Below are 17,922 nucleotides of genomic sequence, written 5' to 3' on the forward strand. Positions count from 1 at the left end.
CCGAGCGCCGGGGGAGCCCGTCGGGGATACTTGCGGCATGCACAGCTCGCTTCGCAGCCTCGCCCCCGTCGCCCTGCTCGCCGTGATCGCGCTCGCCGGATGCTCGGCTCCGGCCGGCGACGACGCCGAGCCGCAGGGCGCCTCCAGCGCGCCCGCGTCGCAGAGCTCTGCCGCCGAGGAGGAGGCGGCTCCCGCCGAGCTCATCGACGCCGCCACGCTCGAGGGCTACGTGGAGGCGGCGGGCCTCCAGCCGATCGATATCGAGGGCCAGGGCGGAGTCGAGGCGCTCGCGGGCGGTCTCGCGGGATTCACGGTGGAGCCCGCCGAGTGCCAGGCGCTGATCGACAGCTCGTTCGCGCTGACGGTCGAGAACGAGAGCACGGTGGCGATCGGCGCCGACCAGGAGGCCGGGGTCTCGGGCGGCATCATGTCGTTCGCCGACCCCTCCGTGGTGGCGGACGCCCTGGAGCGCAACGCCGCCGCGCCGCAGACGTGCGCGCAGGTGACGCTGACGGCCGAGGACGGCACGGAGGTCGCCTCCCGAATCGAGGCCGTGGATGTCGACATCCCGGGCGCCGACGACGTCTTCGCGCTGCGCACGGTAGCGTCGGTCGCCGGCACCGAGATGACCAGCGTCTCGGTCTCGGCCTCGGTCGGCAATGCGATCGCGACCGGCAGCACGCTCATGACCGACGACGTCGCGGCGGCCACCACGGTCACGCAGGCCCTCGTCGACCAGCTCGCGGGCTGAGCCGGCTCGCCGACGCGTCAGGCGACCCGGCGGTACCTGCACGATTCAGGAGATCTGCACGGCTGCGGAGATATCGAGCCGGATCCATCCGGATCCGTGCAGATCTCCGCTGCCGTGCAGGCGCACCGACCCCGCAACGGCCCCGCGTACCGCGCCGGGCCCCGCGCACCGCGCCCGGCCCCGCGCACCGCGCACCGCGCCGGGCCCCGCGCACCGCGCACCGCGCCCGGCCCGCGCGCGTCCGCGGCTCAGCGGGCCAGGGCGAAGCCCTCGAACGCGGCCTTCACGCCCTCGTTGACGATGTCTCCCGCGCGCACGTTCAGCCCCTTGGCCAGCGCCGGATCGGCGGCGGCCGCCGCATCCCAGCCGCGGTCGGCGATCCGGGCGATGTACGGAAGCGTCGCGTTGGTCAGGGCGCGCGTCGAGGTCTCCGGCACCGCACCCGGCATGTTCGCGACGCAGTAGTAGAGCGACTGGTGCACCGCGAAGGTCGGGTCGTCATGGGTGGTCGCGTGCGACCCCTCGAAGCAGCCGCCCTGGTCGATCGCGATGTCGACCAGCACGGATCCGGGCTTCATGGCCTCGACCATGTCGAGCGTCACGAGCTTGGGGGCCGCGGCGCCCGGGATCAGCACCGAGCCGATCACGAGGTCGGCATCGGCGATCGCCTCCGCGATCGCGAAGCGCGTCGACGCACGGGTCTGCAGGGCGCCGCCGTAGCGGTGCTCGAGCTCGCGCAGGCGCGGCAGCGACACGTCGAGCACGGTCACCTGGGCGCCGAGACCCAGGGCGTTCGCCGCGGCATGCTCGCCCGCGACGCCGCCTCCGATCACCACGACCTTCGCGCGCGGCGTGCCCGCGACGCCGCCCAGCAGCATGCCGCGTCCGCCCTGGGCGCGCATCAGAGTGTACGCGCCGACCGTGATCGACAGGCGCCCTGCGACCTCGCTCATGGGCACCAGCAACGGCAGCGAGCGGTCGGGCAGCTGCACGGTCTCGTACGCGACCGCCGTGGTGCCCGCCTCGACCAGAGCCGCGGTCAGCGGGCCGTCGGCTGCCAGGTGCAGGTACGTGAAGAGCGTGAGGTCGGGACGCAGGTAGCCGTATTCCGACGCGATCGGCTCCTTGACCTTGACCAGCAGGTCGGCGTCGCCCCACACGTCGGCCGCCTCGGTCACGACCCGTGCGCCCGCGGCCGCGTACTGCTCGTCCGAGATGCGCGAGCCCAGGCCGGCGCCCGCCTGCACCAGAACGTCGTGGCCGCTCGCCACGAGCGCATCGACGCCGGCGGGCGTGATGGCCACCCGGTTCTCGTTGTTCTTGATCTCGGTCGGGATGCCGATGCGCATGACGTCTCGCTTCCGTGGGTCGTCCTGGTCACGCGACAGGATCGCAGTTCCTTCGTTTCGAACAGATATCGTGCGAAGATCGTTCGACAGGGTTATCGGGAGAGGGGATATGCGTCGATGGCGAGGTTCTCATCCGCATCGCATCCGAATAATCTGCGGCCGGCTGAACTCGACGAGCTGGACGAGCGCATGGTCGAGATCCTGGAGCGGGAAGGTCGCATCACCAACGCCGACCTCGCGGCCGCTCTCGACATCGCGCCGTCGACCGCCCACGCCCGGATGCGCTCGCTCGTCGAGCGCGGCGTCATCCGGGGATTCCATGCGAGCGTCGACCACAACCGGCTGGGGCGCGGCCTTCAGGCCATCGTGGGCGTGACGCTGCGCCCGGGCGCCCGGCACGACAGCATCGTGCAGTTCGCCGACGAGGTGCGCCGACTGCCCGAGGTGCTGCAGCTGTTCTTCCTGGGCGGCGTGGACGACTTCCTCGTGCATATCGCGGTCGAGGGGTCCAGCGACGTGCGCCGCTTCGTGGTCGATCACCTCTCGGCGCAGCAGTCGGTGGCTTCGACGCGCACGAGCATCATCTTCGAGTACCACCGCAACGCGGTCGCTGCGCCCTTCCGCTGAGCCGAGCGTGCGGAGCCGGTCGCCGGCTCCGCACGGTCATGCCGTCACGCCCTCGTTCTCGCGCGTGGCGGCCGTGCGCAGGTCGAGCAGGTGGGAGGCCATCGCGACCGCGTCGAAGCGGCCCAGGCGGCCGGTGGTGCGGACGGCGGCGACGAACGCCCGCAGATAGAGCCCGACGTTCGCGCGGGCCAGCGGAGTGTCGGGGTGGATGAGGTTCACGTCGAGGCCGTCGGCCGTGCGGTTGAGCCAGGTGAAGACCTCCCGCGAGTCGTGCACGCTGCCGTAGACCTCCATCCGGTGCTTCGCGGGCAGGTCGTTGCCGGGCAAGCTCTTCAGGTCGAGGTACGAGATCATCGGCGAGGCGAAGTCGGCCGGCACCGAATCGGCCAGGCCGGCGGGCAGCAGCTCGGCCACGCGGTGCAGCGGGGTGCGCGACAGACGCGCCCCCGCCTCCACGCCGGCTTGTGCGCGCACCGCCAGCTGGGCGAAGTCGAACGGGTCGTCGGGAAGGTCGACCTGCACCGGAACGAGGCGCGTGTACCACCCGACCGACAGGATCTGCGTGCGCCGCTCGCGCGTCGCGATGGGCGTCAGCATGGAGTACACGGATGCGCCTGTCGCCGCGTGGTCCAGCAGCGCGGCGATCGCGATCAGGCCTGCGTTGAGCGAGGCGCCCGCCGCCCGGCAGACCTCGCCGAACGCGTCGAGGTCTGCGCGATCGACCGCCTTCTCGACCATGGTGCCGCAGCCGCGCGCGCGACCCGAGGGCGACAGCCCGAGCGGCAGCGGGAACGCGGGCAGGCGCCCGCCGGCGCGCACCAGCATCCGCAGCCACGCCTGCACGTCGTCCGACTCGAGGGTCAGCGCGCTCGTGTGCGCGTGCTCGTCGATGGCGTACTTCTCATACCCCTCCACGGGCAGCAGCCGAGGGGCCGTGCCCGCTCGTGCGGCGCGGTAGGCGGTGACGAACTCGTACAGGATGACGCCGAGCGAGACGCCGTCGATGTAGAAGTGATCGACCGCGAAGGCGAGCGTGAACCGGTCGCGCACGCCCTCGGGGCGGATCGCGATGAGGCGGAACAGATCCCACTCGGCGATGTCGGGGAACTCGACCTCGACCCACTTCTGCAGGTCGGTGCCGCCTGGCCGCGTGCGCACCACGTGCGCGACCTCGACATCGATGTCCTCGGGCGAGACCGTGCGCCCGGCGTAGGCGTCGCCCGTCGGCTCGACCCACGTGTGGTACGTCTCGTGGCGCCGCAGATGGTCGCGGAACACCTGCGCCACGAGCCGCTCGTCGTACGCGTCGTGGATCTCGAACGCCATGACCGCATAGCTGGAGTGGCGCTTGACGGTCTGTGCGCCGGCCGCGTCGAGGAAGTGGCGCTTCTGGATGTAGCTCAGCTGCACGGGCCGCGGGGTGGCGGCGTGCACGGCGTCGAGGGTGCGGGGCGTCACGTGGAAGACGGTGGCCGTTCCGGCGGGAACGGTCCAGTCGGGCAGGAGTCCGGAGCGCATGGGAGATCGCCTGTTCTGTCACAAGAGAAGACCCCGCGAAGCGCATCACATCGATGTGCTTCCCGGGGTCGGGACTCCACTCAGGATGACAGAATATCGGCGCGCGGTATGTCCCACCTTCGGGGGACATGGCGGCCTCAGGCGGCGCACGGAGGTCACCGCAGCTCGGGCCGACCAGCCGTTGCCCCGAATTGCCGCCATGTTGCCGCAGGATGGGGCAACTGATCGTGCGGTTGCCCCGTCCTGCCGTGATGCCGTGGCAACTCGGGGCAAGAGCCCGGTCAGTCGGTGCCGGTGTCGAACGCGGCCGACTCGCTGGCGGCGTCGATGGCCGAGGCGTTCTCCTCGGCGCCGAGGCCGACCGGCTCGGCGGCGTGCGTGATCTCGTCGGCCTCACCCGACTCGAGGGCGCCGACCAGCTCGGCCGTGGGGCCGCCGATCAGGCCCATGCCCGCATACTGCTCGAGGCGCGTGCGCGAGTCGGCGATGTCGAGGTTGCGCATCGTGAGCTGGCCGATGCGGTCGGTCGGGCCGAAGGCGGCGTCGCCGACGCGCTCCATCGACAGCTTCTCGGCCGCGTACGACAGCGCCGGGCCGCGCGTGTCGAGGATGGTGTAGTCCTCGCCGCGGCGCAGGCGCAGGGTGACCGATCCGGTGATCTGCGATCCGACCCACTTCTGGATCGACTCGCGCAGCATGAACGACTGCGGCTCGAGCCAGCGACCCTCGTACATCAGGCGGCCGAGGCGGCGGCCCTGCTCGTGGTACGTCGCGAGCGTGTCCTCGTTCAGGATGCCGTTCACCAGACGCTCGTAGGCGATGAACAGCAGCGCCATGCCGGGTGCCTCGTAGATGCCGCGCGACTTGGCCTCGATGATCCGGTTCTCGATCTGGTCGCTCATGCCGAGGCCATGGCGGCCGCCGATCGCGTTCGCCTCCTGGACCAGGGCGACGGCGTCGGGGTAGTCCGTGCCGTTGATGGCGACCGGGCGACCTGCCTCGAACGTGATCGTGACGTCCTCGGTCGCGATCTCGACGGCCGGATCCCAGAACCGCACGCCCATGATCGGCTCGACCGTCTCGAGCGAGACGTTCAGCTCCTCGAGGGTCTTGGCCTCATGGGTGGCGCCCCAGATGTTGGCGTCGGTCGAGTACGCCTTCTCGGCCGAGTCGCGATACGGGAAGCCGTGCGCGACGAGCCACTCGCTCATCTCCTTGCGGCCGCCCAGCTCCGACACGAACGTCGCGTCGAGCCACGGCTTGTAGATGCGCAGGCGCGGGTTGGCGAGCAGGCCGTAGCGGTAGAACCGCTCGATGTCGTTGCCCTTGTAGGTCGAGCCGTCGCCCCAGATCTCGACGCCGTCCTCGCGCATGGCGCGCACGAGCAGCGTGCCCGTGACGGCGCGGCCCAGGGGAGTGGTGTTGAAGTACGTGCGGCCGCCCGACCGGATGTGGAACGCGCCGCACGCGAGGGCGCCCAGGCCCTCCTCGACCAGCATCGGCTTGCAGTCGATCAGGCGCGACGCCTCGGCGCCGTAGTCGAGCGCGCGGCCCGGGATCGACGCGATGTCGTCCTCGTCGTACTGGCCGAGGTCGCCCGTGTAGGTGAAGGGCACCGCGCCCTTGTCGCGCATCCAGGCGACGGCGACGGAGGTGTCGAGACCCCCGGAGAAGGCGATGCCGACGCGCTCGCCGATGGGCAGGGACTCCAGGACCTTCGACATGGCTTCATCCTATTGGGGTGCGGGTGGGGCAAACGGCCGCCGGTCGGCCATGCTGGACTCATGGAGTTCTCGCTCGAGTTCACGCCCGACCTGGCCCTGGTGTTCGTCACGCTCTTCGTGCTGGAGGTGGTGCTCGGCGTCGACAACGTGATCTTCATCTCGATCCTGGCCGGAAAGCTGCCGCCCGAGCAGCAGGCGAAGGCCCGCAACCTGGGCCTGACGCTCGCGATGCTGATGCGCGTGCTGCTGGTGCTGTTCGCCGGTTGGATCATCACACTCGAGGAGGATCTCTTCCACATCGGGTCGATGGGGTTCTCGGGCCGTGAGCTCATCCTGATCGCGGGCGGACTGTTCCTGCTGTACAAGGCCGTCACGGAGATCCACCACAAGCTCGAGGGCGCCGACGATCACGGAGCGGCGGCCGGAGCGAAGGCGACGTTCGGCGCGGTGCTCGCGCAGATCCTGGCGCTCGACCTGGTGTTCTCGCTCGACTCGGTCATCACGGCCGTCGGGATGACGAACAACATGATCGTGATCATCGCCGTCGTCGTGCTGTCGTTCGGCCTCATGCTCGTGGCCGCCAAGCACATCTTCACGTTCGTGAACAAGCACCCCACGGTGAAGATGCTGGCGCTGTCGTTCCTGCTGCTGATCGGCGTCTTCCTGGTCGCGGAGGGCTTCGGCTTCCACATCGACAAGGCGTTCATCTACGGACCGATGGCGTTCGCGATCCTGGTCGAGACGCTCAACCTCGCTGCGGCCGCCCGCAAGCGCAAGCGCACCGGACAGGCCACCGAGCCGGTGCACCTGCACAGCGGGTACACGGCCGACGAGGAGGCCCGCGCGACGGCAGAGCAGAAGGCCTGAGGCTCCCCGTCCCCTGGCGGAGGACACCGGATGATCCAGAGCCTGCTGTGGGGCATGGTGGGCGCCGCGCCCCTCGTGCTCGGCGCGCTCCTGGCTGGTCTGCGCCGCTGGCCCGATCGCGCGCTCGGCGTGGTGCTGGGGTTCGGCGCCGGCGCGCTGATCGCCAGCATCGCCTTCGAGCTGTGGGAGGACGGGCTCGAGCGCGGGGGACCGGTGCCGCTCGCGGTCGGCGTGGCTGCGGGCGCCGCGGTGTACTTCGTGGCCGATCGCCTCGTCGAGCGCTGGGCTCGGCGCAAGGGCGGCGGAGCGGCGGCGGGGGTGCCGCTGGCGCTCGGCGCACTGCTCGACGGCATCCCCGAGCAGCTGGTGCTCGGCTTCGGGCTGGCCGACGGCGCGGGCGTCAGCGTGGCGCTCGTGGTCGCCATCTTCGTCTCGAACCTGCCCGAGGCGATCGGCTCATCCGCCGACCTGCTCGACGGGGGCGTGGCGCGTCCTCGCGTGACGGGCCTGTGGGCCGTCGTCGCGGTGGTGTGCGCGGGCGCCACCGTCGCGGGCTACGTGCTCGCCGACGTGGCGACGCCCGAGCTGCAGGCCGGCCTCAGCGGCTTCGCGGCCGGTGCCCTGCTGGTGATGCTCGTCGACTCGATGATCCCCGAGGCTCAGCGGCGCGCGCAGGACGTCGCCGGCATCGCGACCGTGCTGGGCTTCGCGCTCGCCGCGGGCCTCTCGGCCCTCGGCGGCTGAGGCACGCGGGCGTGAGGAGCCCGGTGCCGGCTCAGCTCACCAGAGGATGCCGCCGCCGGCCGAGATGCCGGCCCACGTCAGCGCGATGAAGATGCCGGCGAAGACCACGGGCACGATGCCCTTGCCCTGACGGCTCAGCCCCTTCAGCAGCGCGATCACGACGAGCACGGCGGCGACGAGCGAGAGCCCTCCGCCCAGCACGAAGCCGATGAAGAGCGGGATGGGCATCAGCACGAGACCGGCGAGTGCCACCCAGAACGCGGGCCAGGCGGTGCGGTTGGTCGTGCGTGCGGGAGAGGAGCTCATGGGTCCATCCTGCCGTCAGCCGCCGTACTCGGCCATCCGCTTCTCGAACTCGTCGCGATCGGCCGTGCTGAGCAGCCGCTCGGCCGAGAACGAGATCTGCAGGCCCTCGAGCGGCTCGCCGGTCTGCGCGTGCTGCGCCTCGCGGTCGGAGCGCCAGGATCCGGTGGTGTCGTCGGCGAGGTCGGTCATGGTCGCGTAGAACGACAGGTCGCCGGACGGATCCTCGGTGTACCACTCCCACGCGACCTGTGTGGCCGGGTCGTCGCTGCCGTAGAACTTCTCGAGGATCGTCGGATCCATGCCCGAGCGCGGGTCGTTGAACGCGATCATGAGGAACCACTGGTGTCGCGAGAGCACGTGGTCGATGGCGGCCATCACGCCCGACTTGAGCTCGTAGCCGGTGACCGGCTCGTTGGTCGACCACGTGGTCGACGTGTAGCGCACGAGCATCGACTCGCCACCGTAGCCGTTGCGCTCGGGACGCAGATCCTCGGGAGGCGCCTCGGTCCAGGTGAAGCCGTAGCGGGCGGTCAGCTCACTGCGGATCTCGGCCGAGAGGGCCTCGCTCGTGGCGCGCATCTCCTCGAGCGACGGACGCCCCAGGGTCACGGACGCCGGTTCGTCCTTGATGCCCGGGTAGGCCTCCAGGCGCCGCTCCTCCTCGGTCTGGGTGCCGGCGTAGCCGCCCTCGGCCGACGTGCGCATCGCGCTCAGCGCACCCACCGTGCCGACGTTGAGCAGCAGCGTGACCGCGAGCGCCGCCGCGCCGAGCGAACGGGCTCGACGCGTCGCGAGGGCCGCGGCGATGACGCCGACGACCACGAGCTGCAGCGCCACCACCGTCGCGCCGTAGATCGCGTCGGTCGCGCCGAGGGCGAGCAGCACCACGAGGGCGAGCGCGAACGCCGTCGCCACCGCGAGCGCGATCCATGCGAACGCGTTCGGACGCACGCGCGGTGCGGCACCGAGTGCCGCGGCTCCGGCCGGCACGGCGCCGCCGTCGCGCCCGGGCACGCGTCGTGCGCCCCGGTAGCCGCCCGGGGGCGGCAGCGGCGGCGCGCCGTCCGACCGGGTCACGTAGCGGTGCCCCGTGTGCGCGTCGAGACGGCCCGCGGGCCGGGCCGTCGCCGCCGTCACGGGAACCTCGGAGGACGGGGCCGCGCCGGGAGCAGGGCGCCGCGGCGGCGTCTGGGGGTCGTCGGAGGTCACCACGGCTTGTCCGTCTCCGGGCCGGCGGGTTCGCCGCCGCCCTGATACTGCTGGCGCTCGCCTTCGCCCTCCTGCAGCTTCTGCTCGAGGTCCTCGAGCTGCTCGCCCGACGGCTGGTCGGGCTGCGACGGGTCGGGTGAGGGCGTCGGGGTCGGTGAGGGCTGCGGACGCTGCTTGTCCTTGAGCCGGCCCTCGAGGTCATCGAGGCTCTGTCCCGTGTCGCGCTGCGGATCGGGTGACTCGTCGTCGGCCTCCTCCGAGCGGCACTCCTCCGGCGTCTCGGCGACCACCGTCAGCGCCTCTCCGTACAGCTGCTCGGCGCCGACCACGTCGCCCTCGGCCCGGGCCTGGTCGCCCATGCGCTCGATCGTGATGCCGAGGTTGATGTGCACGGCGCACGCCTCCAGGCCGGATGCCAGCGGCAGCGCCCGTTCGAACTGCGCTCGTGCGGCCGCGAGGTCGCCCGACATGGCGAGCCCGTCGCCGAGGTTGTAGGGCGCCTTGTAGGGCTCGAACCAGTTCAGCGGCTGCTGGCCGTGCGCGGCGGCGACCGCCCCCGCGTAGTCGCCCGCGACGTAGGCGGTGATCGAGCGGTGCGCGAACGCGTACATCGAGGCGATCTTCACCGGCCCCAGGAGGGCGATCACCGCCAGTGGCACCGCGATCCAGAGCAGGACGCGCCGCGTCCTCGCGCGACGCCGGTTGGCGGCCAGCAGCGCGGCGCCGGGCGACTCCGGCAGCGTGGCGGGATCGGGAGCGGCGGTGGGGGCGCTCATCCGGCGTCTCCCTTCGACGGGGCGCCGGGTGAGCCGGCGCGCGCCGGGCGCGCGACGCGCAGCACGGCGGGCAGCGCCGTCGCCACGAGGGCGGCGTCGGCCGCGAGCAGCGCTGCCAGCAGCAGCGCCACGGCCCAGCTGAGGTCGATCACGTCGCCCGCCGAGCCGGCGGCTCGGGTGGTGGTCGAGGTCGGCGCCTCGGGCAGGGTCGGGGCCGCGTCGGGGATGCGGTGCTCATACGGCACGCCGAGGTCGTCGGCGATCGCCCGCAGCGCGTCCTCGTCGATGGTCGACACCGCGGGATCGGAGCCGTCGAGGATGTAGCCGCCCCCACCGGGCGCGCCCACGCCGCCGACCTGCTCCTTCATCCGGCCGCCCTCGGTCGTGCCGTAGCCCAGCACGGCGCCGGCGTCGAGCAGCTCGGCGCTCGCGGCGAACGACTCGGGCTCGCTCTCGGCGGTCTGTTCGCCGTCGCCCAGATAGAACGCCATGCGCGAGCGTTCGGGCGACGTCTCGGCCGCGCTGCGCAGGGTCTGCGCCAGCATGTCGTGCGCGATGCCGATCGAGCTGCCGCGCGACTGCCGGGTCACCTCGGGGGTGAGCACCTCCAGTGCCGAGCGCAGCGCCGCGGTGTCGGTCGTCAGCGGCAGCCGCAGCTGGGGTTCGGCGTCGAACGTGATCAGCGCGAACCGCGCGCCGGGATAGGCCGCGACGATCCGCTCCACATCCGAGCGAACGCCCGCGAGGCGCGGCTCACCGTCGCCCCAGTCCTCCGCGACGATGGACGCGGTGGTGTCGACGAGGATCACGATGTCGGTGTCCGTCGTCTGCGTCTCGGTCTCGCCGCCCGTCACGCCCGGGCGCAGGGCGAGCACCGCGCACACCAGCAGCGCCGCCAGGCGCAGGCTCCACGACGTCCGGGGGCGGCCGCTCCGCGCGTGCAGCAGGCAGCGCACGGCGACGAACGCGACCGGTGCGCACAGCGCGAGCAGCAGCAGCGGGTGGATCACCGGCTGGAGGGTCAGGGGCGACAGCGTCACAGTCTCACCCGCCACAGCAGCACGATGCCGGCCAGCACGCACGCGAGCAGCACGGCGATCCAGACATCCGGGACGTCGCGCCACACCACCCGCGCCTCGCCTTCGAGCGCCGTCGCCTCCTGCTCCTGCACCTCGTCGATGATGTCGGCCACCGTCGTGTCGCCCCGCAGCGCGAAGGCCTCGCCGCCCGTGAGCTCCGCCGCCTGTGTGAGCTGAGCGCTGATGGCGTCGTCCTTGCCCTCGACCGGGTTGAGCGCGAACACGCGCACACCGGCGTCGCGCGCGTAGCCGGAGGCCTGCTCGATCGTGACGATGCCGGCTCCCATCTGCTCGTTGTCGGTCGCCAGGATGATGGACCGCGACCGCTCGTCGTCACGGTGATCGAAGCGCATGGTGCAGGCGGCGAGGCCGTCGCCGATCAGCGACGATCCCGCGCCGTTGAGCGTGCCGACCCAGTGCTCCGGAACGTCGCTCTCGTAGTCGTCGAACGCCTCGCGGATCGACCGCAGGTGCTCGCGCACGAAGTCGTAGTCGTCGGTGAGGGGGAACACCTGCACGGGCGAGCTGTTGAAGATCGTCAGACCGATGCGCTCGCCCTCGAAGCCCTCGAGCAGCTCGCCGAACACGTCGAGCACCTCGATGTCGACCTCGCTCATCGAGCCCGACACGTCGAGGCAGAGCATGATGTCGCGGCTCGTGTCGACGGGCCGGATGGTCTCTGCCGCCAGCGGCCGGGCCCCCACGACACCGGCGACGACCGTGCCGGCGGCGAGCAGCCCGACGGCGGCGGCGACCGCCGCACCGCGGCGGCGCGTCGCCCGGCGCACGCTGGGCAGCGCGCGCAGCCGCTCGGCACGCGACACGGGCGCGGCCGCCGCGAGCCGCCGCGATGTCCGGCGACCCCACAGCAGGCCGAGCGCGACCGCGACGACCAGGGCCGCCGCGGCGGCGAGCACGACCCACGGGTTCGCGAGCTGCAGCAGGCCCGACGGGGTCTCGGGGCCGGGCGGCTGGGGTGCGGCGAGCGAGATGCCCGCCGCCAGGGCGGTCAGTGCCATTCGGCCACCACCCTGCGCGCCGCCTCGGCGCCGGCTGCGGGGTCGATCGCGGGCCCGCGGCTGAAGATGCTCGGGTAGTAGTGCCGGTCGAGCGCGTCCAGCAGGGCCGGATGCACGCCGCGCGCGGCCAGGTCGTCGAGCGTCAGCACGGGCGTCTCGAGGCCGCTGTACTCGTTGACGAACGCGCGGGTGGTGCGGCTGAGATCGAGGTTGGCGCGGCGCGCGTCGACCTCGCCCGCGCGCCACGCCTGCTCGATCCGGCCGATCTCGTCGTGATACTCGTGCCGCAGCAGGGTGAGAGCGTCGGCTGCGAGGGGACCGCCCGCACCGGCGGGCAGCGAGCGCCGCGGCCGCGTGAGCAGCACGATGAGCCACACCACCAGGATCGCGAGCGCGATCACGCCCAGCGCCAGCAGCATCCAGCCGGGCCCGTACTGCACGGGCGGGTACAGCTCGTCAGGCTCCGACATGGGCCCTCCGGTTCAGCATGCGCAGCAGCTCGGGCACCGCCTCATCCTGCGAGCGGATCTCGGCGTGGCTGACCTCCAGCGCGCTCAGCAGCGCGTCGCGCCGGCTCTCCTCGTCACGAGCCTGATCGGCCACCTCGCGCACGACGTCCGCATCGCCGTGCAGGAAGTCGGGGACGGTCCATCCGCTGTCGACGTCGCGCCGACCGGGGGCGTCGGCGACGCCGGCCTCCGCGAGCACCGGCTCGGCGTCGCGCAGCGTGATCCAGAGCAGGTCGTGCTGCGTGCGCAGACGGCGCAGCAGCCGCTCGGTGCGCTCGGTGACGGGGGCCTCGTCGGCCACGACGACCACGATCATCCGGCGGTTGATCGTGCGGCTGACGAAGTCGAGCAGGGCCTCTCGGTCGCTCGCCGGGCTCTCGGGGCGGCAGGATGCGTCGATCGCTCGCAGCGCGTGCTCGAGAGCGCCCTCCGAGCGCTTGCGCGGCAGGCGCCGCACGCGCTCGGCGTCGCCCAGCACGACCGAGAAGTCGTCGTCGTGGCGCAGCGCGAGCATCCCCAGGGCGCCCACGGCGAGCACCGCGAGCTCGCGCTTCGGGCGCTCGTCCGCCGCCAGGGCCGCCATGCCGCGTCCGGTGTCGACCACGAACAGCACGGTGTGCATCCGGTTCGCGCGCGTGCGCTTGACCATCGGCGTGTTCAGGCGGGCGGTGGCGCGCCAGTCGATGTCACGCACCTCGTCGCCGTGCTCGTACTCCCGCAGGTCCTCGAAGTCGTTGCTGCGGCCGCGCAGGAGCGACGCGTACGCCCCGTCGAGCGCGTGCAGCGACTTCTTGGACGAGTGGATGAAGAGCCTGCTCTTCACCCGCGTGAGAAGGGTGGACATCCGGGTGCGGGGTCAGGGGGTGGGAACGGAGGCGAAGATCGCGTCGATGATCTCCTCGCTGCGCACCCCGTCGGCCTCGGCCTCGAAGGTGAGCAGGACGCGGTGCCGCAGCACGAGGTGGCGCAGGGCGCGGATGTCCTCGGGCAGCACGTGCGGGCGGCCGTTCAGCAGCGCGAGCGCCCGCGAGGCCTGCAGGAATGCGATCGAGCCGCGCGGGCTCGCGCCGTACTTGATGTATCGCGCCTGCTCCTCGCCGATGTACGGGGCCGGGTTGCGGGTCACATACGAGATGCCGACGATGTAGTTGCGGATCGCGGGCGACACGTGGATGCGGCTCGCGACATCCTGCAGCAGCTGCACGTCGTCGAGGGAGACCGAGCTGTGCACGTGCCGCTCGGGGTCGAGGGCGCCCGAGTCGATGCGCTCGAGGATCTCGAACTCCTCCTGCGGGCTGGGGTACTCGACGATCTCCTTGAGCAGGAAGCGGTCCATCTGCGCCTCGGGCAGCTCGTAGGTGCCCTCCTGCTCGATGGGGTTCTGCGTCGCGATCACCAGGAAGGGCTTGGGCAGGCGGTGCACCTCGCCGCCGATCGTGGTCTGGTGCTCCTGCATCGCCTCGAGCATCGCGCTCTGGGTCTTGGCGCTCGAGCGGTTGATCTCGTCCAGCAGCACGAAGTTCGCGTGCACGGGGCCCAGCACGGTGCGGAAGGACCCGGTCGACGCGTCGTACACCTGGTTGCCGGTGATGTCGCTCGGCAGCAGATCGGGCGTGCACTGGATGCGCTTGAACTTCGCGTCGACCGTGTCGGCCAGCGTCGACGCGGCGGTCGTCTTGGCCAGGCCGGGCACGCTCTCGAGCAGGATGTGCCCGCCCGCGATCAGGCCGATCAGCAGGCTGGTGCGCAGCCGCTCCTGACCCACCATCTTCGACGAGTACGAGTCGGAGATGATGCGCAGCACCTCGACGGCCCGGTCCATCTCGGCCGCGGTCGGCGCGTCCTGCGCCCGCGCATCGGCTGCCGGACTTCCCGTCGTGTGCTCCATGTGCTCTCCCCTTCACCGCACGCCGGGGACGTGGCGACGCGACGAGCCCCGGCGATCCAGCGTACCTCTCGAGCGCAGGCCGATATTCCGCCCCCGAAGCGGGGTGTCGCGCCCCCGTCGGTAGACTGGCCCGGGCCCAGAACGCAGCCCGAAAGCGGGAGAGAGGTCTTGGGCGCACCGAGCCAGGGGCTCGTGGACAGACAAGGGGAAACCCATGCCGGGAATCGTGATCGTGGGCGTCCAGTGGGGCGACGAGGGCAAGGGCAAGGCCACCGACCTGCTGGGTGAGCGCACCGACTGGGTCGTCAAGTTCAACGGCGGCAACAACGCCGGGCACACGGTCGTGGTGGGCGACGAGAAGTACGCGCTGCACCTGCTGCCGTCCGGCATCCTGTCTCCGGGCGTCACCCCGGTGATCGGCAACGGCGTCGTGATCGACCTCGAGGTGCTCTTCGCCGAGCTCGACGCGCTGTCGTCGCGCGGCATCGACGTGTCACGCCTCAAGGTGAGCGCCAACGCGCACATCATCACGCACTACCACCGCACGCTCGACAAGGTGACCGAGCGCTTCCTCGGCAAGCGCCAGATCGGCACGACCGGTCGCGGCATCGGCCCCGCCTACGCCGACAAGATCAACCGCGTCGGCATCCGCGTGCAGGACCTGTTCGACGAGTCCATCCTGCGCCAGAAGATCGAGGGCGCCCTCGATCAGAAGAACCACCTGCTGGTGAAGGTGTTCAACCGCCGCGCCATCACGTGCGACGAGATCCTGGAAGACCTGCTGTCGTACGCCGACCGCCTGCGCCCGATGGTCGCCGACACGGGGCTGCTGCTGAACGACGCGCTCGACGCCGGCGACGTCGTGGTGTTCGAGGGCGGCCAGGCCACGATGCTCGATGTCGACCACGGTACGTATCCCTTCGTCACGTCGTCGTCGGCCACGGCCGGCGGCGCGGCGACGGGCTCGGGCGTCGGCCCGGGCCGCCTCGACCGCATCGTGGGCATCGTGAAGGCCTACACCACGCGCGTCGGCTCGGGCCCGTTCCCCACCGAGCTGTTCGACGAGCAGGGCGACTGGCTGCGCGGTCGCGGGTTCGAGTTCGGCACCACGACCGGCCGCCCGCGCCGCGTCGGCTGGTACGACGCGCCCATCACGCGCTACGCGACCCGGGTCAACGGCATCACGGACCTCGTGCTCACGAAGCTCGACATCCTGACCGGGCTCGACGAGATCCCGGTGTGCGTGGCGTACGAGGTCGACGGGCGACGCTTCGACGAGGTGCCGGTCAGCCAGAGCGACTTCCACCACGCCACGCCCGTCTACGAGAGCTTCCCCGGATGGCACGAGGACATCTCCGGCGCCCGCGAGTTCTCGGACCTGCCGCGGAACGCGCAGGACTACGTGCTCGCGCTCGAGAAGATGAGCGGCACGCGCATCTCTGTCATCGGCGTGGGCCCGGGCCGCGACGCCGTGATCGTGCGCCACGACCTGGTCGACTGACGCCGCGCGCCGCGGCGGCCCGGCCCGACGGCCCGGCCGCCCGGCGCGCCCGGCGCTCGGGCCCGCGGCGCTCGGCCCGTTCGACTCCGTGGTTGCTCTGCCCCGCTGGCCCGTTCGACGCCGTGGTCGCTCACCCGGGCGCGTTGACTAGCGCTGGGCGAATTCGCTGCGGTCGGCGACGCTAGTGAGTGCGCCGGACGCTAGTCAACGACCGGAGGCCGGGATGCGGGACGTGAAGGGGACGATGACGTGAGGTTCTGGATCGGGGCGCGCGGCGCCGACCTGAAGGCGGAGGCGCGCGGCATCATGGCCGCCACGGCGGGCGAGCCCGACTCGCCGCTCGCGAGCGGGCCGCTCGCGCTGGTGGGTGACGCGGTCGAGGCTCCGTCGCCCACGTGGCTGGCGCCGCATCCGGCGCTCGACGTCGTGTACGCGGCGCTCGAGGGCCAGGGGCGCGTGGCCGCGTTCCGCCGCACGGGCGAGGCCACGCTCGCGCCCCTCGGCCGCACGATCGCGGCCGGTGAGACGACGTGCCACGTCGCCGTCGCGCCCGACGGCTCCCACCTCATCGCCACGGCGTGGGGCGACGGCACCGTGACGCACGTGGCCCTCGACGGCGCCGGTCGCCTCGGCACCCGAACCGAGGCCGAGCCGTCGGCCGATCCCTACGACGCGGCCGCGCCGGCACCGGATGCCGCAGCGCTGCTGGCCGAGCAGGATGGCGTCGCCGACCTGCGCACGCTGGTCGAGCGCGGCGCCGACGCGTCGCAGCTGGCGGCGATGCTCGCGGGCTCGACACCGACTCCGCAGCTGGATCCGGATGCCGGGGTGGATGACATCCTGGCGCTGCTCGGCCAGTCGCGGAACCCGTTCGACGACCCGGCGGTGCGCGACATCCTGCGCGGGGCGGCCCGCGCGCCCGAGGCGCCGACGGGCGGCGCGGTCGACCTGGCCGGTGCCGTCGACCTGAGCGGCAAGGCGGCGGCCGCGGAACCCGCCGAGCCGCGCACGTCACGGGCGCACTCGAGCGCGTTCCTGCCGCACGGCCTGGTGGCGACGACCGACCTCGGCTTCGACCTGGTGCGCTTCTGGCGCACGTCGGCGCGGGGCATGGTGCTCGACCACGAGGTGGCCCTCCCGCTCGGCACCGGCCCGCGGCACATGGTGCTGCACCCCAGCGGGCACCTGTACGTGGTCACCGAGCACACGTGCGAGGTGTTCGTGCTGTCACCGGGGCCGGATGGCCGGTGGGCGCTGCGGTCGGGCATCGCCGCGTCGCCGGGATCGCTGCCGGGCGACACCGCCGCCGAGCTCGCTCGCTCCCGCGACGCGGAGTTCCTCTACGCCGGCCTGCGCGGCAGCGACACGATCGCCGTGCTGCGCGTGCGCGGCGAGGGAGACCGGCTGGAGCACGTGGCGCTGGCCGAGTCGGGCATCCGCAAGCCGCGCCACCACGTGACCGTGCGCGACACGCTGATGGTCGCCGGCCAGGCGTCGCACGAGGTCGCGACGCTGGCGCTGGACGAGCGCACCGGGGTGCCCGGCCGCGTGCGCCACCGGCTCGCGGTGCCGACGCCGCAGCACATCCTGCCGGTCCGCTGACGCCCACCCGGGTGCGCTGTCGGCGGCGTGTCCCCGCCTGACACGCCACATCCGTCACCGAAGTGCTGTGTTGTGGCCCGGATCGGTAGCCTCGGGACATGACCGACGCGCCCCTCGAGAGTCCCCAGGAGACGCTGCTGCGCCTGCGTGCCAGCATCGACAACATCGACGCGGCGCTGGTCTATCTGCTGGCAGAGCGGTTCCGGGCGACGCAGCAGGTTGGGCAGCTCAAGGCGCGGCACGAGATGCCGGCGTCCGACCCGCAGCGGGAGGAGCAGCAGGTCGCGCGCCTGCGCGCGCTCGCGGAGGCCGCCCACCTCGACCCGGAGTTCGCCGAGAAGTGGTTCAACTTCGTGGTGGCCGAGGTCATCCGGCACCACGTCGAGGCCGGCGCGACGGGCGAGCAGCGGAGCTGAGCGCCCATACCGACGGCCCGCCCCCGGGATGGGGAGC

The 17,922-nt window shown here is 72.2% G+C and carries 18 protein-coding genes; 7 read left to right on the forward strand and 11 right to left on the reverse strand.

Going from position 1 to position 17,922, the window contains the following annotated elements:
- Positions 1 to 37: 37 nt before the first annotated feature.
- Positions 38 to 751: a hypothetical protein gene (locus ABTW64_RS07865; protein ID WP_350621029.1), complete on the forward strand. Its 714-nt coding sequence runs from the start codon at positions 38 to 40 to the stop codon at positions 749 to 751.
- 248 nt (positions 752 to 999) lie between these two features.
- On the opposite strand, the gene ald is transcribed toward ABTW64_RS07865, so the two are convergent.
- Positions 1,000 to 2,100: an alanine dehydrogenase gene (gene ald, locus ABTW64_RS07870; protein ID WP_350621031.1), complete on the reverse strand. Its 1,101-nt coding sequence runs from the start codon at positions 2,098 to 2,100 to the stop codon at positions 1,000 to 1,002.
- A gap of 117 nt (positions 2,101 to 2,217) precedes the next feature.
- Between ald and ABTW64_RS07875 the strand changes: the two genes are divergently transcribed.
- A complete protein-coding gene (locus ABTW64_RS07875; RefSeq protein ID WP_350621033.1) occupies positions 2,218 to 2,727 on the forward strand; it encodes an Lrp/AsnC family transcriptional regulator in 510 nt (169 codons plus the stop codon).
- Between the two features lie 36 nt (positions 2,728 to 2,763).
- On the opposite strand, the gene ABTW64_RS07880 is transcribed toward ABTW64_RS07875, so the two are convergent.
- On the reverse strand, positions 2,764 to 4,245 hold the full coding sequence (locus ABTW64_RS07880; protein ID WP_350621035.1) for a condensation domain-containing protein: 1,482 nt from the start codon (positions 4,243 to 4,245) through the stop codon (positions 2,764 to 2,766).
- 281 nt (positions 4,246 to 4,526) lie between these two features.
- Complete coding sequence (gene argG, locus ABTW64_RS07885; RefSeq protein ID WP_350621037.1) at positions 4,527 to 5,969, reverse strand: argininosuccinate synthase; 1,443 nt, start codon at positions 5,967 to 5,969, stop codon at positions 4,527 to 4,529.
- Between the two features lie 60 nt (positions 5,970 to 6,029).
- On the opposite strand from argG, the gene ABTW64_RS07890 reads away from it, so the two are divergent.
- Together ABTW64_RS07890 and ABTW64_RS07895 are read left to right on the forward strand one after the other, a co-directional pair.
- Positions 6,030 to 6,836, forward strand: a complete 807-nt coding sequence (locus ABTW64_RS07890; RefSeq protein WP_350621039.1) for a TerC family protein — start codon at positions 6,030 to 6,032, stop codon at positions 6,834 to 6,836.
- Positions 6,837 to 6,866: 30 nt separating this feature from the next.
- Positions 6,867 to 7,580 carry a ZIP family metal transporter gene (locus ABTW64_RS07895; RefSeq protein WP_350621041.1) on the forward strand — a complete coding sequence of 238 codons (714 nt, stop codon included), beginning with the start codon at positions 6,867 to 6,869 and terminating at the stop codon, positions 7,578 to 7,580.
- A gap of 36 nt (positions 7,581 to 7,616) precedes the next feature.
- On the opposite strand, the gene ABTW64_RS07900 is transcribed toward ABTW64_RS07895, so the two are convergent.
- Genes ABTW64_RS07900 through ABTW64_RS07935 form a run of 8 tightly spaced genes read right to left on the reverse strand, consistent with a single transcriptional unit; the run spans position 7,617 to position 14,366 of the window.
- Complete coding sequence (locus tag ABTW64_RS07900) at positions 7,617 to 7,886, reverse strand: hypothetical protein (protein ID WP_350621043.1); 270 nt, start codon at positions 7,884 to 7,886, stop codon at positions 7,617 to 7,619.
- A 15-nt stretch (positions 7,887 to 7,901) separates the two neighbouring features.
- On the reverse strand, positions 7,902 to 9,095 hold the full coding sequence (locus ABTW64_RS07905; protein ID WP_350621045.1) for a hypothetical protein: 1,194 nt from the start codon (positions 9,093 to 9,095) through the stop codon (positions 7,902 to 7,904).
- Positions 9,092 to 9,871, reverse strand: a complete 780-nt coding sequence (locus ABTW64_RS07910; RefSeq protein WP_350621047.1) for a tetratricopeptide repeat protein — start codon at positions 9,869 to 9,871, stop codon at positions 9,092 to 9,094. Before ABTW64_RS07910 ends, ABTW64_RS07905 begins: the two co-directional genes overlap by 4 nt.
- Positions 9,868 to 10,926: a vWA domain-containing protein gene (locus tag ABTW64_RS07915; protein ID WP_350621049.1), complete on the reverse strand. Its 1,059-nt coding sequence runs from the start codon at positions 10,924 to 10,926 to the stop codon at positions 9,868 to 9,870. The genes ABTW64_RS07910 and ABTW64_RS07915 overlap by 4 nt, the downstream gene beginning before the upstream one ends.
- Entirely contained in the window at positions 10,908 to 11,969 is a 1,062-nt protein-coding gene (locus ABTW64_RS07920; RefSeq protein WP_350621051.1) for a VWA domain-containing protein, read from the reverse strand. The genes ABTW64_RS07915 and ABTW64_RS07920 overlap by 19 nt, the downstream gene beginning before the upstream one ends.
- Positions 11,960 to 12,439, reverse strand: a complete 480-nt coding sequence (locus ABTW64_RS07925) for a hypothetical protein (RefSeq protein WP_350621053.1) — start codon at positions 12,437 to 12,439, stop codon at positions 11,960 to 11,962. Before ABTW64_RS07925 ends, ABTW64_RS07920 begins: the two co-directional genes overlap by 10 nt.
- On the reverse strand, positions 12,426 to 13,301 hold the full coding sequence (locus ABTW64_RS07930; RefSeq protein WP_350621055.1) for a DUF58 domain-containing protein: 876 nt from the start codon (positions 13,299 to 13,301) through the stop codon (positions 12,426 to 12,428). The genes ABTW64_RS07925 and ABTW64_RS07930 overlap by 14 nt, the downstream gene beginning before the upstream one ends.
- 33 nt (positions 13,302 to 13,334) lie before the next feature.
- On the reverse strand, positions 13,335 to 14,366 hold the full coding sequence (locus ABTW64_RS07935; RefSeq protein WP_350621057.1) for an AAA family ATPase: 1,032 nt from the start codon (positions 14,364 to 14,366) through the stop codon (positions 13,335 to 13,337).
- 214 nt (positions 14,367 to 14,580) lie between these two features.
- On the opposite strand from ABTW64_RS07935, the gene ABTW64_RS07940 reads away from it, so the two are divergent.
- The 3 genes from ABTW64_RS07940 to ABTW64_RS07950 all read left to right on the forward strand — a co-directional run bounded on the left by ABTW64_RS07940 (position 14,581) and on the right by ABTW64_RS07950 (position 17,885).
- Positions 14,581 to 15,867, forward strand: a complete 1,287-nt coding sequence (locus ABTW64_RS07940; RefSeq protein ID WP_350621059.1) for an adenylosuccinate synthase — start codon at positions 14,581 to 14,583, stop codon at positions 15,865 to 15,867.
- 249 nt (positions 15,868 to 16,116) lie between these two features.
- Positions 16,117 to 17,469, forward strand: coding sequence for a lactonase family protein (locus ABTW64_RS07945; protein WP_350621061.1), 1,353 nt, complete (start codon positions 16,117 to 16,119; stop codon positions 17,467 to 17,469).
- A 98-nt stretch (positions 17,470 to 17,567) separates the two neighbouring features.
- Entirely contained in the window at positions 17,568 to 17,885 is a 318-nt protein-coding gene (locus ABTW64_RS07950) for a chorismate mutase (RefSeq protein ID WP_350621063.1), read from the forward strand.
- Positions 17,886 to 17,922: the final 37 nt, after the last annotated feature.

It is taken from the genome of Microbacterium sp. NPDC096154, from assembly GCF_040302945.1.
Classification (GTDB): Bacteria; Actinomycetota; Actinomycetes; order Actinomycetales; family Microbacteriaceae; genus Microbacterium.

Excerpts from the sequence above, each read along its gene's own strand:
- ABTW64_RS07920 (WP_350621051.1), bottom strand. The coding sequence starts at position 11,969 with ATGGCACTGACCGCCCTGGCGGCGGGCATCTCGCTCGCCGCACCCCAG.
- ABTW64_RS07935 (WP_350621057.1), bottom strand. The coding sequence starts at position 14,366 with ATGGAGCACACGACGGGAAGTCCGGCAGCCGATGCGCGGGCGCAGGAC.
- argG (WP_350621037.1), bottom strand. The coding sequence starts at position 5,969 with ATGTCGAAGGTCCTGGAGTCCCTGCCCATCGGCGAGCGCGTCGGCATC.
- ABTW64_RS07875 (WP_350621033.1), top strand. The coding sequence starts at position 2,218 with ATGGCGAGGTTCTCATCCGCATCGCATCCGAATAATCTGCGGCCGGCT.
- ABTW64_RS07880 (WP_350621035.1), bottom strand. The coding sequence starts at position 4,245 with ATGCGCTCCGGACTCCTGCCCGACTGGACCGTTCCCGCCGGAACGGCC.
- ABTW64_RS07950 (WP_350621063.1), top strand. The coding sequence starts at position 17,568 with ATGACCGACGCGCCCCTCGAGAGTCCCCAGGAGACGCTGCTGCGCCTG.
- ABTW64_RS07910 (WP_350621047.1), bottom strand. The coding sequence starts at position 9,871 with ATGAGCGCCCCCACCGCCGCTCCCGATCCCGCCACGCTGCCGGAGTCG.
- ald (WP_350621031.1), bottom strand. The coding sequence starts at position 2,100 with ATGCGCATCGGCATCCCGACCGAGATCAAGAACAACGAGAACCGGGTG.
- ABTW64_RS07895 (WP_350621041.1), top strand. The coding sequence starts at position 6,867 with ATGATCCAGAGCCTGCTGTGGGGCATGGTGGGCGCCGCGCCCCTCGTG.
- ABTW64_RS07865 (WP_350621029.1), top strand. The coding sequence starts at position 38 with ATGCACAGCTCGCTTCGCAGCCTCGCCCCCGTCGCCCTGCTCGCCGTG.
- ABTW64_RS07925 (WP_350621053.1), bottom strand. The coding sequence starts at position 12,439 with ATGTCGGAGCCTGACGAGCTGTACCCGCCCGTGCAGTACGGGCCCGGC.
- ABTW64_RS07890 (WP_350621039.1), top strand. The coding sequence starts at position 6,030 with ATGGAGTTCTCGCTCGAGTTCACGCCCGACCTGGCCCTGGTGTTCGTC.
- ABTW64_RS07900 (WP_350621043.1), bottom strand. The coding sequence starts at position 7,886 with ATGAGCTCCTCTCCCGCACGCACGACCAACCGCACCGCCTGGCCCGCG.
- ABTW64_RS07940 (WP_350621059.1), top strand. The coding sequence starts at position 14,581 with ATGCCGGGAATCGTGATCGTGGGCGTCCAGTGGGGCGACGAGGGCAAG.